17 protein-coding genes and 1 other annotated feature are annotated in these 19,014 nt (G+C 35.9%); of the genes, 12 read left to right on the top strand and 5 right to left on the bottom strand.

Annotated features, from left to right (window positions below; genetic code table 11):
• The first annotated feature begins 232 nt into the window (after positions 1–232).
• Entirely contained in the window at positions 233–979 is a 747-nt protein-coding gene (locus tag BLV40_RS20320) for a YjbA family protein (RefSeq protein ID WP_090693282.1), read from the top strand.
• A 193-nt stretch (positions 980–1,172) separates the two neighbouring features.
• Here the strand turns inward: BLV40_RS20320 and trpS are convergent, their stop codons facing one another.
• Both trpS and BLV40_RS20305 read right to left on the bottom strand, forming a co-directional pair.
• On the bottom strand, positions 1,173–2,162 hold the full coding sequence (trpS, locus tag BLV40_RS20315; RefSeq protein ID WP_090693277.1) for a tryptophan--tRNA ligase: 990 nt from the start codon (positions 2,160–2,162) through the stop codon (positions 1,173–1,175).
• A gap of 209 nt (positions 2,163–2,371) precedes the next feature.
• Positions 2,372–2,587, bottom strand: a binding site (T-box leader).
• A gap of 107 nt (positions 2,588–2,694) precedes the next feature.
• The gene (locus BLV40_RS20305) at positions 2,695–3,075 is read right to left on the bottom strand and encodes a DUF3899 domain-containing protein (protein WP_026590454.1); all 381 of its coding nucleotides are present in this window, start codon (positions 3,073–3,075) and stop codon (positions 2,695–2,697) included.
• 110 nt (positions 3,076–3,185) lie between these two features.
• On the opposite strand from BLV40_RS20305, the gene BLV40_RS29825 reads away from it, so the two are divergent.
• From BLV40_RS29825 to BLV40_RS20275, 6 genes are all read left to right on the top strand, one after another.
• A complete protein-coding gene (locus BLV40_RS29825) occupies positions 3,186–3,398 on the top strand; it encodes a hypothetical protein (protein WP_026590453.1) in 213 nt (70 codons plus the stop codon).
• A complete protein-coding gene (locus BLV40_RS20295) occupies positions 3,395–5,050 on the top strand; it encodes a peptide ABC transporter substrate-binding protein (protein ID WP_090693275.1) in 1,656 nt (551 codons plus the stop codon). Before BLV40_RS29825 ends, BLV40_RS20295 begins: the two co-directional genes overlap by 4 nt.
• Before the next feature lie 126 nt (positions 5,051–5,176).
• Entirely contained in the window at positions 5,177–6,106 is a 930-nt protein-coding gene (opp3b, locus tag BLV40_RS20290) for an oligopeptide ABC transporter permease (protein ID WP_026590451.1), read from the top strand.
• Positions 6,103–7,119, top strand: coding sequence for an oligopeptide ABC transporter permease (gene opp3C, locus BLV40_RS20285; protein ID WP_026590450.1), 1,017 nt, complete (start codon positions 6,103–6,105; stop codon positions 7,117–7,119). The genes opp3b and opp3C overlap by 4 nt, the downstream gene beginning before the upstream one ends.
• Before the next feature lie 20 nt (positions 7,120–7,139).
• Positions 7,140–8,183, top strand: a complete 1,044-nt coding sequence (locus tag BLV40_RS20280; RefSeq protein WP_026590449.1) for an ABC transporter ATP-binding protein — start codon at positions 7,140–7,142, stop codon at positions 8,181–8,183.
• Entirely contained in the window at positions 8,176–9,111 is a 936-nt protein-coding gene (locus BLV40_RS20275) for an ABC transporter ATP-binding protein (RefSeq protein WP_090693272.1), read from the top strand. The genes BLV40_RS20280 and BLV40_RS20275 overlap by 8 nt, the downstream gene beginning before the upstream one ends.
• 144 nt (positions 9,112–9,255) lie before the next feature.
• Here BLV40_RS20275 and BLV40_RS20270 read toward each other — a convergent pair whose 3' ends face one another.
• Entirely contained in the window at positions 9,256–10,647 is a 1,392-nt protein-coding gene (locus BLV40_RS20270) for an MATE family efflux transporter (RefSeq protein ID WP_090693270.1), read from the bottom strand.
• A 597-nt stretch (positions 10,648–11,244) separates the two neighbouring features.
• Here BLV40_RS20270 and BLV40_RS20265 point away from each other — a divergent pair.
• Positions 11,245–12,894, top strand: coding sequence for a peptide ABC transporter substrate-binding protein (locus tag BLV40_RS20265; protein WP_090693267.1), 1,650 nt, complete (start codon positions 11,245–11,247; stop codon positions 12,892–12,894).
• A gap of 34 nt (positions 12,895–12,928) precedes the next feature.
• Here the strand turns inward: BLV40_RS20265 and BLV40_RS20260 are convergent, their stop codons facing one another.
• Complete coding sequence (locus BLV40_RS20260; protein ID WP_090693264.1) at positions 12,929–13,132, bottom strand: hypothetical protein; 204 nt, start codon at positions 13,130–13,132, stop codon at positions 12,929–12,931.
• 595 nt (positions 13,133–13,727) lie between these two features.
• On the opposite strand from BLV40_RS20260, the gene spx reads away from it, so the two are divergent.
• Positions 13,728–14,123 (top strand): transcriptional regulator Spx, encoded by a 396-nt coding sequence (spx, locus tag BLV40_RS20245; protein WP_000258267.1) that lies wholly within the window; start codon positions 13,728–13,730, stop codon positions 14,121–14,123.
• Positions 14,124–14,324: 201 nt separating this feature from the next.
• On the opposite strand, the gene BLV40_RS20240 is transcribed toward spx, so the two are convergent.
• Entirely contained in the window at positions 14,325–14,996 is a 672-nt protein-coding gene (locus BLV40_RS20240; RefSeq protein ID WP_026590445.1) for a TerC family protein, read from the bottom strand.
• Between the two features lie 357 nt (positions 14,997–15,353).
• Between BLV40_RS20240 and mecA the strand changes: the two genes are divergently transcribed.
• The 3 genes from mecA (at position 15,354) to BLV40_RS20225 (ending at position 18,994) form a co-directional block, all read left to right on the top strand.
• Positions 15,354–16,031, top strand: a complete 678-nt coding sequence (mecA, locus tag BLV40_RS20235) for an adaptor protein MecA (RefSeq protein WP_026590444.1) — start codon at positions 15,354–15,356, stop codon at positions 16,029–16,031.
• Between the two features lie 79 nt (positions 16,032–16,110).
• Positions 16,111–17,655 carry a cardiolipin synthase gene (cls, locus tag BLV40_RS20230; protein WP_090693262.1) on the top strand — a complete coding sequence of 515 codons (1,545 nt, stop codon included), beginning with the start codon at positions 16,111–16,113 and terminating at the stop codon, positions 17,653–17,655.
• A 97-nt stretch (positions 17,656–17,752) separates the two neighbouring features.
• Complete coding sequence (locus BLV40_RS20225) at positions 17,753–18,994, top strand: competence protein CoiA (protein ID WP_090693259.1); 1,242 nt, start codon at positions 17,753–17,755, stop codon at positions 18,992–18,994.
• The last annotated feature ends 20 nt before the right edge of the window (positions 18,995–19,014 follow it).

Below are 19,014 nucleotides of genomic sequence, written 5' to 3'. Positions count from 1 at the left end.
TGTTCGGTGGCTTCGCGCCTTCCAGCGAGGCAAAAATCGCCTCTAGGTCAGGAGCTCCATCCTCCTCACATTCTAAGCGAGCCGCTGCCGCTTTTTGTTATTATAGCCACGGCTTATATGTCGAAAAAACAAAATGGATATATGAATAGAATATATTTCCTTTAGTGGAATAAATTTTTTAAAAACTGAACATAATGAGATGTACAAACAGTAATAAAGTGAGGGGTAGAAAATGTTATATCTACATGATGTATGGGTAAATTGGTTTGAAGGTGAAGAAAATGGGTATAACGTTTGTAATTTTTACGAATGGCGGAAGGATGATACGATCGAATTATTAGATCAAGTGCCATTATTAAAAGTAGATTCTACATTATATCATTACATCGAGAACGAATTATTGGAACTTCCGCAAAAATTATTGGAAGACGTACATCATAAGGCGTATATTCGTAAAAATCATGAGCGTTTGCAACAGGAGTATTGTTTTGTTGTTACAGATGGAAAAGGAATTATTGCAGTGGATTCAATTGGCTACAATGTGCCGATTCGAAAAAGTAGGCTTATTCCACGTCAAGAGCAGATGGTATATGAGATGGTAGAAAATGTACAAGCAGAAAAGTATGAGTTTCAAATGGAAGAATCACAAAAAGAACATCATATTTTATCGCCATCGCCATATATTATGAATGGCTTAACGCGTAAAGAAAGACAATTAAAACAATTGCTTTTTATGGCGTTAGATCAACTACATACAACGAAAAATCCAGCTGAGATTCGCTATTGGTATACAGAATGGAATCCATCTGCATATGGAACTGTTCAACATATGAAATTTGAAGATGTTTGGGAGCGCCTTTATGAAGAAGCGCAATATGGCTGGTCAGAGAAGCATGAACAGCTATGTGAACGCCTTGTAAAAGGGCAACCATTCTTTGAAAAGCTATGGGAAATGGAAAATGAGCAAAAGGTAAATTAAAAAAACCGCCAAATTTGGCGGTTTTTTTAATTTAGTCGAGCTCCAGTGGGAAGAATGTTCGGTGGCTTCGCGCCTTCCTGCGAGGTAAAAAGCGCCCCTGCGTCAGGAGCTCCATCCTCCTCACATTTTAAACGAGCCACTTCCGCTTTTTGTAGTAATCCAGCTCCGGCTCCTAGCCCTTCGCTTTTTATTATTACCTACGTTTTCTGCTTAATCCCATTGCATTTTCAACTTTACGTAGTTGTTTGAATGCAACGCGGTTTGCTTTTTCAGCACCTTTGTCAAGGATTTCATCTAATTCAGGAGAGTTGATTAGTTCGTTATATTTTTCTTGAATTGGACGAATTGCTTCTACGACCACTTGGGCTAAGTCACCTTTAAAGTCGCCGTATCCTTTTCCTTCGTACTCCGCTTCTAGTTCTTCAATTGTTTTGCCTGAGAATGAAGAGTAGATTGTTAATAAGTTGGAAACACCAGGTTTGTTTTCTTTGTCGTATTTTACGATGCCGTCAGAATCAGTTACGGCACTTTTAATTTTCTTTTCGATTGTTTTTGGTTCGTCAAGCATACTAATCATTGACTTTGGATTTGGATCAGACTTACTCATTTTTTTCGTAGGCTCTGTTAATGACATAACACGTGCACCTACTTTTGGAATACGAATCTCTGGAATTGTGAAAATTTCACGGAAACGTTTATTGAAACGCTCTGCTAAATCACGAGTTAATTCCATATGTTGTTTTTGATCATCACCAACTGGCACAATCTCAGTATTATAAAGTAAGATGTCAGCTGCCATTAATGGTGGATACGTAAGTAATCCAGCTGGAATAGACTCTTTACCAGATGATTTATCTTTATATTGCGTCATGCGCTCTAATTCTCCAACATATGCGATAGATTGCATAATCCATCCTAGCTGAGCGTGCGCAGGAACCTCTGACTGTACAAATAAAGTTGATTTTTCAGGATCAATACCACAAGCTACATATAGTGCAGCTAGGCTACGGATATTTTTGCGAAGCTGTACAGGATCTTGGGCTACTGTAATTGCATGTTGGTTTACAATGCAGAAATAACAATCATGTTCATTTTGTAACTCCGTAAATTGTTTCATTGCACCTAAATAGTTCCCAAGCGTAATTGTTCCGCTCGGTTGAATACCAGAAAAAATAACTGACATAAGTAATTCCTCCTTAAATTGGATATGTATTGTTAAAGAGTAGGGAGTCGCTTTTTGAGTAATCTAGCTCCAGCGGCAAGAATGATCGGTGGCTTCACATCTTCCTGAGAGGCAAAAAACGTCTCTACGTCAGGTGCTCCATCCCCCTCACATTCTGAACGAGCCGCTGCCGCTTTTTAAATACAAAAAAGCCCATTCATCCCAAATGATATAGGGACGAATGGACCGCGGTACCACCCTAATTATTTCACAGTTGTGAAATCTCTTGCATCCATTATAACGTTGGATATAACGCCAAAGCCTACTTCTTTCGGTTCGGTTTGGTGCTCAAAAGCCCATTCCATACTGTACAATTACTTGTTCTCACCAACCACAAGCTCTCTGAAATTGCTGCAATATGTACTCTTCTTTCTCATCGCATAAATATGAATTTATTATAATATAGCTCTGTTTTTAACAGCTGAGCAAGCCGCCACTTTTTGATATAAAATGTTTTGCAAGTAATTATATCATATAGAAAATCGTTTGCAAACTACATCAAAATAGTAAAGCTAATAAGTGTAGAGATGAGACCTAACAGAATACCTGTAAGGCAGATAGGGTATGTCCATGTGAAAGAATACGTTTTATATATTCTTTCTTTTTTGTTTGTTGCTGGTTCTTCTTCTTCAATTAAAGATTCTACTTTTTTGTTCGTTCCAAATACTTTTTGGAACGCATATATCGTTATGTTGAAAAAACCACTTTGAAATAAGAATAAAAACCCTCCTATAATGATGAAAAAGAGCGCAATATAAAACATAATATTGACAAAATTCAACAAATATTGAGCTGAAGATAAGAATGCTCCAATACTAGAAGCGATTATTGCCAACGATATTAGTATACAAGTATGAAAAGAAAGTTTATTCAAAATATTCCCCTCCGTCAAAATATTACTAGAATTATTATACTATAAAAGTTATAATGAGTACTAGGAATAATTATTTGAAAATTATACGCAATTTCGTATTTTATTTCAATATGATGGGAGCAATGTTAAGTACTCCATTTACAAAAAATAAAAAAAATAAACATTTTATTAAAAATTTTAACAAAAAAACAAAAAACTATATTCACAATCGTCACATTATATGTATAATGAAAATTGTAGAAACTTGGAGATTATTCTTTCAATTCTGCTTTTTAGCAAGTGGGGGTACAGGAAGTGCACTTAGGGGAGGCAGTTCAACATGAAGAAAAAGACGTCGCTATTACTTGCATCGACATTGACTGCAAGTATGTTACTTGGGGCTTGTGGGTATCAAAAAGATGATGCCAAAGCAAAAGGGAAAGAAAAAGAGAACAGCAGTAGTAATGGAAAACAAATTGTTAATTTAACGGAACTATCTGAAATTACGACAATGGATGCGTCTATGACATCAGATTCCGCATCTTCAATGGTATTAAATAACACAATGGAAGGATTATACCGTGTTGGAAAAGACCAAAAGGCTACCCCAGGCGTAGCGGAATCCTATGAGAAACTAGAAGATGGTAAGAAATATATCTTCAAATTACGAAAAGATGCGAAATGGTCAAACGGAGATCCTGTAACAGCACATGATTTTGTTTATTCTTGGAAACGTGCAGTGAATCCGGATACAGGCGCTACATATTCTTATATCATGTTTGATATAAAAAATGCAGAGAAAATTCATAAAAAAGAGTTACCAGATACTGAATTAGGTGTAAAGGCAATTGATGCCCATACATTAGAAGTAGAGTTAGACAATCCTGTTCCTTACTTTGTTGATTTAACAGTTTACCCTGTGTTCTACCCATTAAATGAAAAGTATATACAATCACAAGGGAATAAATTTGGTTTAGAGGCAACTACAACACTTTACAATGGACCATTTGTACTGAGTGAATGGAAACATGAAAGAAGCTTCCAGTTTAAGAAAAACCCGTCATATTGGGATAACAAAACAGTTAAGCTTGAAGAAGTTAACTTTAATATTGTGAAAGATACAGCAACGGCCGTTAATTTGTATGAGACAAATGCAATTGATCGAGTAGATTTAAAATCTGAATTTGTGGACAAGTACAAATCAAGTTCAGAATTTAAAGCAACGAAAGAAGCAGGAGTTGCATACTTACGTTTCAATCAAGGAAATAAATTTTTAGCAAATAAAAATTTACGTAAGGCAATTTCAATGTCCTTTGAACGTGAAAATGTTGCGAAAGTTATCTTAAATAATGGAGCTATCCCGGCGTATGGATTTGTTGGTAAGGATTTTGCTGAAGGGCCTAATAAGAAAGACTTCCGAGCTGAAAGTGGAAAACTTGTAGACACGAATGTAAAAGAAGCGAAGAAATTATGGGACACAGCAAAGAAAGAGCTTGGTACAGACAAAGTTGAATTAGAGTTGTTAAACTTTGATAACGAAGATTCTAAGAAAATTGGTGAATTCTTAAAAGGTGAGATTGAAAAGAATTTACCAGGAGTGACAATCAAGATTAAACAGCAGCCATTCGCACAAAAAAATAAATTAGAAGATGCGCAGCAATATGATGTTTCTCTTGGTATTTGGGGTCCAGACTACCCAGATCCAGTGTCATACTTAGATATGTTTGTTACTGGTGGTACACAAAACAAAACAGGGTATTCAAATCCAAAATATGATGAACTAATTTTAAAAGCAAAAACAGATACGAAAGATTTACAAGCTCGTTGGGACAATCTTTTACAAGTTGAAAAAATGTTAGTTAAAGAAGATGCGGTGATTGCACCAGTTTACCAAAAAGGAGCATCTTATATACAAAAGGGTACCGTAAAAGATATTGCCAAACATAATTATGGTGGTAAATATTCCTTTAAATGGGCATCTGTTGAGCAAAACTAATTTTTATTCCATCGTTTACAAGGGTATATGCCTATGATGGGCGTATGCTCTTATTTTAAAAAAATAAAAGTAAGAATATTTCAAACTATCTTATTGCTTTTGAGAAAAATGGGGAGGTGCTTGATTATGGGACGTTATGCATTAAAACGTTTCGTGTACATGGCTTTGACGTTATTTTTAATTACTACGTTGACATTCTTTTTAATGAAATTACTGCCGGGTTCTCCGCTTAAAAACCAAGAGAAATTATCTCCGGCACAAAGAGAGATCATTTTGGAAAAATATGGTTTGAATGATCCGGTACCAGTGCAATATGCGCGCTACTTAGGAAACTTAGTAAAAGGTGATTTAGGAGTATCATTCCAATATGATAACCGTCCAGTAACTGAGATGATTGTTGATCGTATTGGACCATCAGCACAACTTGGATTCCAAGCAATTCTATTAGGAACATTTATAGGCCTAATTTTAGGGATTGTTGCAGCACTTCGTAATAATACATGGGTGGATTACGGGGCAACCATAATTTCCGTACTCGGGATGTCGGTACCATCATTCGTATTCGCAGCATTATTACAATATTTTGTAGGGGTAAAACTTGGTTGGTTCCCAGTGGCATTCTGGAAAGGACCTGAATTTACAGTTATGCCTACGGTTGCTTTATCGATGGCGGTTATCGCAACGATTGCTCGTTTTGCTCGTGCAGAATTGATTGAAGTTATGCAAGCTGATTACATTTTAACAGCGAAAGCAAAAGGGATTAGTCAAGGAGTTATTATTATAAAACACGCACTTCGTAACGCATTGATTCCAGTTGTTACAATTTTAGGACCAATGGTTGCAGGGTTAATTACAGGAACACTTGTTATTGAACAAATCTATGCTGTACCTGGACTTGGGGAACAGTTTGTTAAATCCATTCAATTAAATGACTATACAGTTATTATGGGAACAACAATTTTCTATAGTGCAATCTTTATTTTAGTTATTTTTATCGTGGATATTCTATATGGAATTATTGATCCTCGTATTCGTTTAGCGGGAGGGAAAAAATGATGAAAGATTTACAGAAATTATCTCCAGATCTATTCCAAATAGCTAATCAAAGTAACATTGATAATGAAGTCATTGCCCGTCCGAGCTTAACGTTTTGGCAAGATGTGAGAAGACGTTTGTTTCAACATAAAGGAGCAATGTTTGGACTTGTATTGCTGATCCTTATTGCGCTTTTGGCAATTTTTGGGCCGATGGTAAGTAAATATTCTTATAAAGATCAAGATTTAGGCCGTGCAAAAATGCCGCCGAAAATTCCAGTGCTTGAAAATGTTCATTGGTTACCATTTGATGGTACAGACCAATATGGCGTTGATCAATATGAGAAACGTGATATTAAAGAGTATTTCTGGTTTGGTACAGATGATCTTGGGCGTGATCTTTGGACAAGAACATGGGAAGGAACACGCGTATCATTATACATCGCTCTTTTGGCAGCGGCAATTGACCTAGTAATTGGGGTTGCATACGGAGGTATCTCAGCGTTCTATGGCGGACGAGTAGATAATATCATGCAGCGTATTATGGAAATTATTAATGGTATTCCGTATTTAATTATCGTTATTTTGATGGTAATTATTATGGGATCAGGTATTTGGTCCATTACACTTGCGATGGCCATTACCGGTTGGATTGGTATGTCACGGATTGTGCGTGGACAGATATTAAAATTAAAGAACCAAGAATATGTATTAGCATCTCGTACATTAGGTGCAACAAATACACAATTAATCGTAAAGCATTTAATTCCGAACGTAATGGGACCAATTATCGTTATGACAATGTTTACAATTCCTACAGCAGTGTTCGGTGAAGCGTTCTTAAGTTTCATTGGACTTGGTATTCAACCACCATTTGCATCGTTAGGTTCTCTTGTAAATGAGGGGTATAAATCGATTCAAACATATCCACATATGATGTTCATCCCTGCGGTTGTCATCAGTGTGTTAATTTTAGCATTTAACTTAATGGCAGATGGATTACGCGATGCGCTAGATCCAAAAATGCGTAAGTAAACGAGGAAGGAGAGGTAAAAATGAAAACATTGCTAGAGGTAAAAGATTTACAGGTCTCCTTTGATACACACGCTGGCGAAGTACAAGCTGTTCGCGGAGTTACATTTGATTTGAAAAAGGGAGAAACATTAGCGATTGTAGGAGAATCTGGTTCTGGGAAATCAGTTACTTCGAAAGCACTAATGGGATTAATCCCTAATCCTCCAGGACGCATTAAAGAAGGAGAAATTGTATTTGATGGTCGTGATTTAACAAAATTAACGGAAAAAGAAATGCAGCAAGTGCGTGGGAAAGAGATTGCAATGATTTTCCAAGATCCGATGACATCATTAAACCCAACGATGACAATCGGTAATCAAATTATGGAAGGTCTTATTAAACACCAAGGGATGAGTAAAGCGGATGCTCGTAAAGTTGCTTTAGAGCTTCTTGACCTTGTTGGAATTCCAAACCCAGAAGCGCGTTTAAAGCAATACCCACACCAATTTTCTGGTGGTATGAGACAACGTGTTGTTATCGCAATGGCGCTAGCTTGTAATCCGAAATTATTGATTGCGGATGAGCCGACAACAGCACTTGACGTTACAATTCAAGCGCAAATTTTAGAACTTATGAAGGACATTCAGCAGAAAACAGAAGCAGCGATTATTTTCATTACGCATGATTTAGGCGTAGTAGCAAACGTTGCGGATAGAGTTGCAGTTATGTATGCAGGTAAAGTTGTTGAAATTGGTACGGTTGATGAAATTTTCTACAACCCAAAACATCCGTATACATGGGGATTGATCGCGTCTATGCCAAGTTTAGATGGTTCAGAAGCTGAGTTATATGCAATTCCTGGAACACCTCCAGATTTATTAAAACCGCCAAAAGGGGATGCATTTGCACCACGTAACCCACAGGCGTTAAAAATTGATTTCGAAATGGAACCACCGTTATTTAAAGTAAGTGATACACATTATGCAGCAACATGGTTACTTCACGAGCAAGCACCAAAAGTACAACCGCCAGAAGTCGTTCAAAAACGAATTCTTCAAATGAAAGCAGGTGAACAACATGACTAATCAACGTGAGAAATTAATTGAAGTAAAAAATGTGAAGCAGCACTTTAATGTTAGTGGTGGTGTTGTAAAAGCGGTCAACGATATTTCATTTGATATTTATCGCGGTGAAACATTTGGACTTGTAGGGGAATCTGGTTGCGGAAAATCAACAACTGGAAGAACGATTATCAGGTTATACGATGCAACTGGTGGAGAAGTGTTGTTCGATGGTGAAAATGTACATGGTAAGAAGTCACGTGCAGAATTAAAGAAATTTAATCGTAAAATGCAAATGATTTTCCAAGATCCATATGCGTCATTAAATCCTCGTATGACAGTTGGAGATATTATTGCAGAAGGCATTGATATTCACGGTTTAGCAAAAAGTAAAAAAGACCGCATGGATCGTGTGCATGAATTATTGAACACAGTTGGTTTAAATAAAGAGCATGCCAATCGTTTCCCGCATGAGTTCTCTGGTGGACAACGTCAACGTATCGGAATCGCTCGTGCACTTGCGGTAGAACCAGAATTTATTATTGCGGATGAGCCGATTTCAGCACTTGACGTATCGATCCAAGCGCAAGTTGTAAACTTATTGAAGCAACTGCAAAGAGAAAAGGGTTTAACATATTTATTCATCGCTCATGACTTATCTATGGTAAAATACATCAGTGATCGCATTGGTGTTATGTATCGGGGGCAAATTGTTGAATTAACAAGTAGTGACGAGTTATACGAGAATCCAATTCATCCGTATACAAAATCACTATTATCAGCAATTCCGCTTCCAGATCCAGATTACGAGCGCAATCGTAAGCGTATCGTATACGATTCATCTCAGCATCAATATGGAAATGAAGAGCCAAAGATGCGAGAAATCCGTCCAGGACATTTTGTTCTTTGTTCCGAAGCAGAATACAAGAAATATAAAGAAATCTATCAATAATAGAAAAGAAGCGGCCTGGGAGGTCGCTTCTTTTTTTATACATACAAATTAGAAAACTGATATAAACTCTTTCTTTTTGGATGGGAGAGAGTATCAGCTCATGTAGGCGGTCAGATCGCCATACTTTATGAATTTCCTTTTGTATTAAGCTTGAACAGGTGCTGACTCTTCAGAAGTCTCCGGTTTAACAAGTGCATAATTTTCCCAAGCTCTACTTCTCCAGCGGAAGAACATGATGATCGCGCGCGTCCACTCATCAATGGCAATGGCTAACCAAATACCAGGCAGTCCCATGTGTAAATAAAATACAAAAAAGTAGCCAAGTGGTAAACTCATTAAGACCATTGAGAATGCCCCGATTAAAACAGGATATTTTGCATCACCAGCAGCCCGCAAAGAATTAATGATTACAATATTCATTGTTCGCCCTGTTTCTAGCAGAATACTTAATAAAAGAACGGTTGATCCTAAAGTGATAATATCATGGTTATTTGTAAATAGTCCCATTAACTGTGTACGGAATGTTATGACGAGAATGACCATACACAACGTGACACCGATGGCCCATTTTACACTTTTCCACACGCGTATATATGCTTCATCTTTCGCATTTCCACCAACTAGACGCCCAACGATGATTGCTGTTCCCATTCCGATGGCGATAGCAAATAAATAAGTAAACATTGAAATGTTTGTCGCGTATTGTCTTGCGGCCAAGGATTCTGTTCCTAAGTATGTCGCATAATATAAAAAGACAATTTGACATGCTTGATACATAACTTGCTCAAAAGCCGATGGGATACCAATTTTTAAGATTTTTCCTACATATTCTTTTGATAAAGTGAAGTAGTATTTTAATTTGACGCGGTATTCCATGACGCGATATAGTAGCCAGAAGAAAACAATGAGTGCGATAAGTCGGCTGAAAGCAGAGGAAATAGCTGCCCCTTGAACACCGAGTTCAGGCATACCGAACTTTCCGAAAATAAGTATATAATTTCCAGCAATATGAAGAATATTCATCCCTAGTGAAATGAACATCGCTTGTTTTGTAAATCCATGAACACGAATAATTGCGGCCAGTGAATTGATAATGGCTTGAAGAAAAATAGCTCCCCCGACAATCGATAAATAATTTTGAGCGTAAGTCAATACATCACCTTGTAAATTCATTGCAGTCATCATATGTTTTGAAAATAAAAGAAAAACTGCGCTTATAACGAGCCCGACTCCTAAATTTAAAGTGATTGCTAATGCGGATATTTTTGATGCTTCCATATATCGTTTAGAACCAAGATACTGCGATACAACAATAGCAGCCCCATTTCCGATTACTTCTAGTACTAAGATTGCGATATGAAGGTATTGATTCGCAGCTCCAACACCTGATACGGCGTCATCTGATAGTGCACTTAGCATAAAAGTATCAGCAATCCCCATTAACATAAAAAGAAACACTTCTAAAAAAATGGGCCATGTTAAGAAGAATAAATTTAACTGTTCTTCTTGCCCTTTTTTGGATGTAACCTCTGTCATATCATCCCTCACTTTACTGATATCTTTTTAAACAAAATGTATCTTAACACACTTTAGCAACACTTGCATTGATTTTGGAACTTGGTTAACAAATATATATTTCAAAGAAAAATAGGACATATATAGGTACAAATATAGAAGCGGTCGGATCCTTTTTTAGCCCCATGCCGCGTGAAGACAAAAGGAGAGAAGAGTGGAGATATCTTTTTTAGATCAGCAACCTATATAGAAAAATCAAAATGGATTTATGTATGGTGCATGTGAAATTATAATAAAAGTTTTGCAGACTTGATGAAAGGGAGAACTAACGTATATGAGAAGGGAATAATCATGCGAAAAATATTATATAATATAAAATTAATTATACTCTGATAATTTAGATAATTAAAAATGTGGTTAAATTTAGTATTTTAGGTGTTTAAATACGCAATATAAAACGTTTGCAAAAAAATGCTGTATTAGCAGAAAATTTTAATAAGATAGGAAAATAAATATACAAAGAATGTATTTATGTGTATAATATGAATTATTAGAACATACATATATTTCTTTCTGTTTGAAAATGAAAGGGCTAACATTTTTGGGAGGGGTAGCAGAATGAAGAAAAAAGTACCAGTTTTTGTAGCATCGACATTAGCAATGAGTATGATTTTAGGGGCGTGTAGTAGTTATCAAAAGGACGAGCCACAAGCGAGTGCAAAAGGGGATAGCGGCAAGGCTAACGGGAAACAAGTCATCAATTTAACTGAAACACAGGAAATTCCAACAATGGACCCAGCATTATCAGCTGATGCAGTATCATCACGAGTGATGAATAATACGATGGAAGGGCTATACCGCCTTGATAAAGGAGACAAACTTGTCCCCGGTGTAGCAAAATCAAGTGAAAAATCGGCAGATGGGAAAAAATATACGTTTAAATTACGCGAAGATGCGAAATGGTCAAATGGAGATCCTGTAACAGCGAAAGATTTCGTATATGCTTGGCAGCGAGCGATTAATCCAGATAAAGCTGCAGTATCAGCATATATCATGTTTGATGTGAAGAATGCACAGAAAATTAATAAAAAAGAAATGGCGCCAGATCAATTAGGGATAAAGGCCGTTGATGATTATACATTAGAAGTAGAATTAGAACATCCAGTTCCTTACTTTGAAAATTTAATGATTTATCCACTTTTCTATCCAGTAAATGAAAAGTATGCAAAAGAGCAAGGGGACAAATTTGGTTTAGAGGCAAATACGACACTATATAATGGACCGTTTGTATTAAGTGAATGGAAACATGAAAGAAATTTCCAAATACAGAAAAATCCATCATACTGGGACAATAAAGTAGTGAAGCTAGACGAAGTGAACTTTAATATTGTAAAAGACATGGCAACATCGATTAACTTATATGATACAAAAGCGATAGATCGTGCTATTTTGAGATCTGAGTTTGTTGATAAATATAAAGGGGATAAAGAGTTTAAAACTGAAAATGAAGCTACTATATCCTACCTTCGTTTCAATCAGAAAAATGAAGCTTTAGCAAATAAAAATATACGTAAAGCAATTTCTCTTGCCTTTGAACGTAAACCACTTGTTGAGACGATTTTAAACAATGGCTCTACTGAAGCGACAGGATTAATTCCAAGCAAATTTATTACTGGGCCAAATAAAAAAGACTTCCGAGCTGAAAATGGGGAGTTAGTAAAAGCAAATGCGAAAGAAGCGAAGAAATATTGGGAAGCTGGTAAAAAAGAATTAGGAAAAGATAAGATTGAGATTGAGCTATTAAATGAAGATGTAGATTTATCTAAGAGAACAGGGGAGTATTTAAAAGGAGAGTTAGAAAAGAACTTACCTGGTTTTACATTAAAAATTAAGCAACAGCCATTTGCGCAAAAGCTTAAACTTGAAGAAAGTGGAGACTATGACATGACATTTTCTTTATGGAGTCCAGATTTCCCAGATCCAGTAACGTATCTTGATATGTTTGTAACAGATGGTGCGCAAAATAGAATGAAATATTCTAATCCGAAATACGATGAAATTATTATGAAAGCGAAGACTGACGGTAGCGATGTACAAGCACGCTGGAATAGTTTACTTGAAGCAGAAAAAATGCTACTGGATGATGCGGCAATTGCTCCTGTATATCAACGCAGTTCAGCTTACTTACAACGAGGAACAGTGAAAGATATTTATAAACATAATTACGGCGGAGATTTAAGCTTCAAATGGGCATCGGTAGGAAAATAATTTAAAAAGAAGCAGGAGAAATTCCTGCTTCTTTTTAGTATGTTCGTTTTTTATAAATCCCTTTTCCGCCAACTTGCTTCCAGCCGGATTGTACTTCCGCACTTTTATCAACAAATTTCATTTTCTCTTTCCCGCCAAATAGCGTTTCGCCAATGCCATTTGTAATGACACCAATCAATGCTGTAATTCCAATAACGAGGGCAGCGACAATGGCAAAATCAATAAAAAAAGCAACCATATGGAATTCCTCCTTTTGCCTGTCCGTAACTTTATTGTATGAAAAAAAAGAAAGAAAAGAAAGAAAAGTTAGAAAATAAATTTATTTTACTTGAAAATAAGCTAGACAGTAACTAGGGGATTTAATAGAATAAAAAAAGAACAAACGTTCTGCGTACTCGTATGTCTTACATTTCACCGCTGTTTTATGATGAAAAGAGTAAGGAAACGATATCTTTAGCAACTGGTTGATTGAATGGACAGCTTCTATAAACATGTTAAGAAGTAGCACCAAAGGTATATATATTAATAAAGTAGAAGGATTTGTTCCATGGAAAATCCATGACAATTTTAGCTTAATGAAAGATGAGTTTTCCCATTGAGAAAGGAAATTTCCTGTATATTTCTTTCTCAATCTATTGTATAATGATTATAGAAGTTACTTATTTAAAGTAATTGTTGTTTAATAAGAGTTACTTGCTTAAAAGTTGTTGTTTACATGTAAGGCAATTTTTCATTATGTTGTAGGATAAGTTATAGTGGGGAATTGCTGGAAAATAGAAATTTAAACTGTAAGTAGTACAGAATTTGTACTCTTTAAGGAGAGTGAGTCTTGTATGGTAACACTATATAGTTCTCCAAGTTGTACGTCTTGTAGAAAGGCGAAATTATGGCTAGAGGAAAATCATATTCCTTATACAGAACGCAATATTTTCTCGGATCCATTAACGATTGAGGAAATTAAAGAAATTTTACGCATGACAGAAAGCGGAACGGATGAGATCATTTCAACTCGTTCGAAAGTTTTCCAAGAGTTAAATGTTAACTTAGAATCTTTACCACTTCAAGATTTATATAAGATGATTCGTGACTACCCAGGCATTTTACGCCGCCCTATTATGATTGACGAAAAACGCCTTCAAGTAGGTTATAACGAAGATGAAATTCGTCGTTTCTTACCACGTACAGTAAGAACATTTCAGTTACGTGAAGCACAGCGTCTTGTAAATTAATAATAAAAGTTTTGTATATGAAAACCTTCTACTGTAAAGTAGAAGGTTTTCGCATACATATATTCATTTGTATACAACCCATTTTGATTTTTGGCTATATAAGTTGCTACTATGCTTGGGAGGATGCTCTCTTCCGCCTAAATAGAAAGGTTTTTCAGTTTGAGTTTATATAAATCTATATCAAATTAGAAAATACAAACTTCACTTTGCATTTCCTAATTTGATATGTTGCACAATAAATCCAATTGTTAATACTGTGAAAATAAAGAGGAAGGGCATACTTGTTGCAAAGATAGGGTTTTGCTGAAAAAAGTTTGTAAGCCGTGTTTCATGGGTGATCATTTTTCCAGCGGTGTAAGCAAGAACTGCTCCTCCGCAATAAATGAGAAAGGGAAAACGCTCCATAAGTAGTAAGATGAGCTTGCTTCCCCAAATAATAATAGGAATGGAAATTAATAATCCGATAATCACGAGTGTGAAATTTCCATGAGCAGCCCCCGCAATCGCAAGGACATTATCAAAACCCATAACGAGATCGGCAAATACAATTGTACGAATCGCTTGAAATAATGTCGTTTTTCCTTGTATAGAAGAAAGATCATCGCTATTATCAGTAAGTAAATTTACGGCAATCAGTGTAAGTAAGATGCCACCAATAAGCTGTAAGAAAGGAATATCGAGTAAGTAGACGGCAAGTATTGTAAGGAGAATTCGCAGTACGATTGCTAGGCCCGTACCAATAAAGATCGCTTTATTTCGTTTCGATTCGGGCAAGTTTCGGCTTGCAAGTGCGATTACAATTGCATTATCGCCGCCTAATACAACATCGATACCGACAATCATTAGTATAGATGTCAAAAAATCTAACTCCATTATTTTGCCTCCATTTATTCTGTTTTAATAAAGAGTACAGGTGTGGATATATGTATAGAATAAAAAAAGTCTGACCAGCTCTATTACAATTGTACGGTGCGAAGTGTAATTGTATGTCCATTTTTTTATTAATGAGGTTTATATGGTAAGTGTATATAATGGAATATATAAGAGTAAGGAATTATACTTGATTTGCGAACAATAATCTAGGCGAATGACTGTTTTTGTAAAATAAAACGATTTTATTTCCATTCTGGAGAATCTTATCATAAAATGAAAGTACAAGAATCTATTGATTTGTCATATGAGTGGGGAATCCCTTCATAACAATTCCAAATAGGAAGGGAGAGTTGTATTTTGGACATTGAAAGAATTAATGATCATACGATGAAATTTTTTATTACGTACATTGATATAGAAGATAGAGGGTTTAATCGTGAAGAGATCTGGTACAATCGTGAACGAAGCGAACAATTGTTTTGGGAAATGATGGATGAAGCGCACGATTATGATGATTTCTTTATTGATGGACCACTGTGGATTCAAGTACAGGCGCTTGATAAAGGCATTGAAGTACTTGTAACAAAAGCGCAGCTTTCAAAGGATGGACAAAAATTAGAATTACCAATAGGTCTAGATAAAATTATTGATATCCCTCTAGATGAGCGGATTGAATCACTATTTCAACAAGAATTAGAGGAAGAGATAGAGGCGGGGACAAACTTTAACGAAGATGGAACATTAGGCTTTTTAATTAAATTTGATGATTTTGAAGATGTCATTTCTTTAAGTCATCGTCTCATATTTGAAGATATAAAAGATGAATTGTATTCGTTTGAAGACCGCTATTATGTATATGTTGAATTCGATGAAGTGCTACACGATGAAGAAGAAATTGACCGTATTTTAAGTATTATTTTAGAGTATGGGGAAGAATCTACATTAACGGTTCACCGTGTAAGTGAGTACGGCAAACAGGTCGTTAAAGAACATGCACTTGAGACGATTCGCAGTCATTTTCCTTCTAAAACTTAGGCCGATTTCAATATTATGAAATCGGTTTTTTATATGCTGGGTATGACAATAGAAATGCTTCGTAAGTAGGGGGGAAGAAATGAAAAATACGCTAAAGTTACTTGTCTTTTTTCTAGGTTTATTCGCAGCGTTTGTTTCGTTACGCATGTTTATTGATGTAGCATTTTATTCGGATGTTATAGGCATAAAAGATATTTCGTTTTTAGGAATTATAAGTATCGTATTTACTGTTTCTGCATTTTTAATTGGGTGTGTTATTTTCTTAGAAAACAGGCATCCATCTAAAACACTGACGTGGTTAATTGTACTAGGCATTTTTCCTGTAGTTGGTTTTTTTGCCTATTTATTATTTGGACAAAATTTTCGCAGAAAACGAATGTTTCAAAAGAAGGCTCTTTTGGACGAACAAGCTTTTTTGCAGTACAAAGGGCATGATGATTATAACGAACGCATTTTGCAAAATCATAAACATCAAGAATTATTATTTCGTTTAGCGGATAGGCTTGGCGCCTTAAATATTTCATTTCAGACAGAAACAAAAGTGTTAACGAATGGTGATGAAACGTTTCAATCGATTTTAGCAGGATTGCAAAGAGCGAAGCATCATATTCATATGGAATATTATATTGTACGTGATGATAAGCTCGGTACACAAATTAAAGAGATTTTAATGCAGAAGGCGCAGGAAGGTGTTACCGTCCGTTTTTTATATGATGCGGTTGGAAGTTTCAAACTGTCAAACGCTTATATTGATGAACTAAACGATGCAGGTGTAGAAATGATTCCATTCTTTCCGGTTCGTTTTCCGATTTTAAACGATAAAATTAATTACCGAAATCACCGGAAAATCGTTGTGATTGATGGAAATGAGGGGTTTGTAGGCGGGCTAAATATTGGTGATGAATATTTAGGGAAAAATAAATATTTTGGATTTTGGCGAGATACACATTTATATTTACGAGGTGAAGCAGTTCAAAGCTTGCAACTCATATTCCTGCAAGATTGGTTTTATATGACAGGTGAAGCTGTATTAGCACCTGAATATTTACAGGCGAAAGCTGTTGATGGAGATCATTGGGGCGGTGTACAACTTGTTGCAGGCGGGCCGGATAATAAATGGGAGACAATTAAGCATCTTTATTTTGCAATGATTGCTTCGGCAAGGAAGTCCATTTGGATTGCTACGCCATATTTTATTCCAGATGATGATATTTTATCTGCATTAAAAGTAGCAGCTCTTGCTGGCATTGATGTCCGTTTATTAATGCCGAGTAAACCAGATAAACGGACTGTATTTTATGCATCGAGGTCTTATTTTCCAGAGTTATTAGATGCAGGGGTAAAGATATATGAATATGAAAAAGGTTTCCTGCACAGTAAGATTGTCATTGTTGATTCTGATTTAGCATCAATTGGTACAGCGAACATGGATATGAGAAGCTTCCATTTAAATTTTGAGGTGAATGCCTTTTTATATGATACAAATAGTATTCGAAAGCTTGTTAAAGATTTTGAAGATGATTTACAAGTATCAAGTGAAATTCATGTGGATCGCTTTCATAGACGCCGTCTTCATAGGAGGATTGTGGAATCAGCGTACCGTTTACTATCGCCTTTATTATGAAGAAGAGGATATTCTTACAAGGATGTCCTCTTTTTGTTTAGAAAGGAATTTGTAATAAATTGTAGAATACAAAGCAATATAGAAAGGATGTGGTATGATGTTTGTCGCAAGGCGAGAAAATGGAGGGAAGGTTCACCTTCTTGAAAGCCAAGATGAAAAGGAACTGCTTACAATGCGAAAGAAAGAGCGCTTTTTTTGTCCGGCTTGCGGGCGGGAGGTACAACTCAAGTTAGGTAAGCAAAAGAGATGGCATTTTGCTCATAAGAAAGTAAATCAGTGCCTCGTTTCATCTGAGCCGGAATCTGCTTATCATATGTGCGGAAAGGAACAGTTATATAAATGGCTTAGGTCACAAGGGTTTCATGTGAAAATCGAACATTACCTCCCAGGGATTCGCCAAAGACCCGATCTTTTTATTGAAATGAAAGAGAGACAGATTGCAATTGAATATCAATGTGCCTCTTTATCCACGGAACAGTTATTAAAACGAACTTCTTCCTATTGGAAAGCAGGAATACAAATCATTTGGATATTAGGCGGAAATCAAATGAAAAAGCACTCTGCTTACTGGATTTCATTATCCTCATTTCACTTTCTCTGCATACAATCTTATCCTCAGCCTTTCCTTCTCTTTTTTTGTCCAAATACAAAATCATTTATGAAATGCGAACTGCTTACGCCGTTTTCTACAAATGTTTATTTTTCACACATCACTCATTTTTCGGTGCGCACCGTTACTTTTGAGGATCTCTTTTGCCAAGCAGTCATTACGAAAGAACGATTGGAGCGGGAGTGGCAAAAGAAAAAGATTTATTTTCGAACGAATGTCCTTCCAATTTGGAATTATAGTCATAAATCACTTTTACACCTTTTATATCAATATCATCTTTCACCTTCTTGTTTTCCATCTGAAATTGGTGTTCCTCTTCCATCTGCATTTGCGTTTCAAACACATCCTTTTATATGGCAAGCTCTTCTTTGTATAGATTTTATTGGTAAATTTAAAACTGGAGAATATTTTTCATTACATTCCGTTTTTTCCTATGTAAATAAAAGACGTAATATTCAGTGGCGCACGTTACCTTATTTTTCGCAAAATGTATGGAGGTTAGCGATTCTAGAATATATAACATTTTTATGTAAAGCAGGAATGATTGAAATGGTGAATGTGCATAAGTACCGAAAAATCAGGCAATTTATGATACTGAAAACGGAAGAGGAGATACAAGAATATGATGCGATTTGTTTGTCGCATGCACTATCGTTATTCGAAACAAAGTACAACATGAGAGAAGGAAAAGCGGATATAATAAGAGAGTACATGGAAGGAATTACATAACAAGAATCGAATTGTACTAA

It is taken from the genome of Bacillus sp. 166amftsu (genome assembly GCF_900107445.1).
Taxonomy (GTDB): Bacteria; Bacillota; Bacilli; order Bacillales; family Bacillaceae_G; genus Bacillus_A; species Bacillus_A arachidis.
This window is presented reverse-complemented; position numbering and strand designations above follow the sequence as displayed.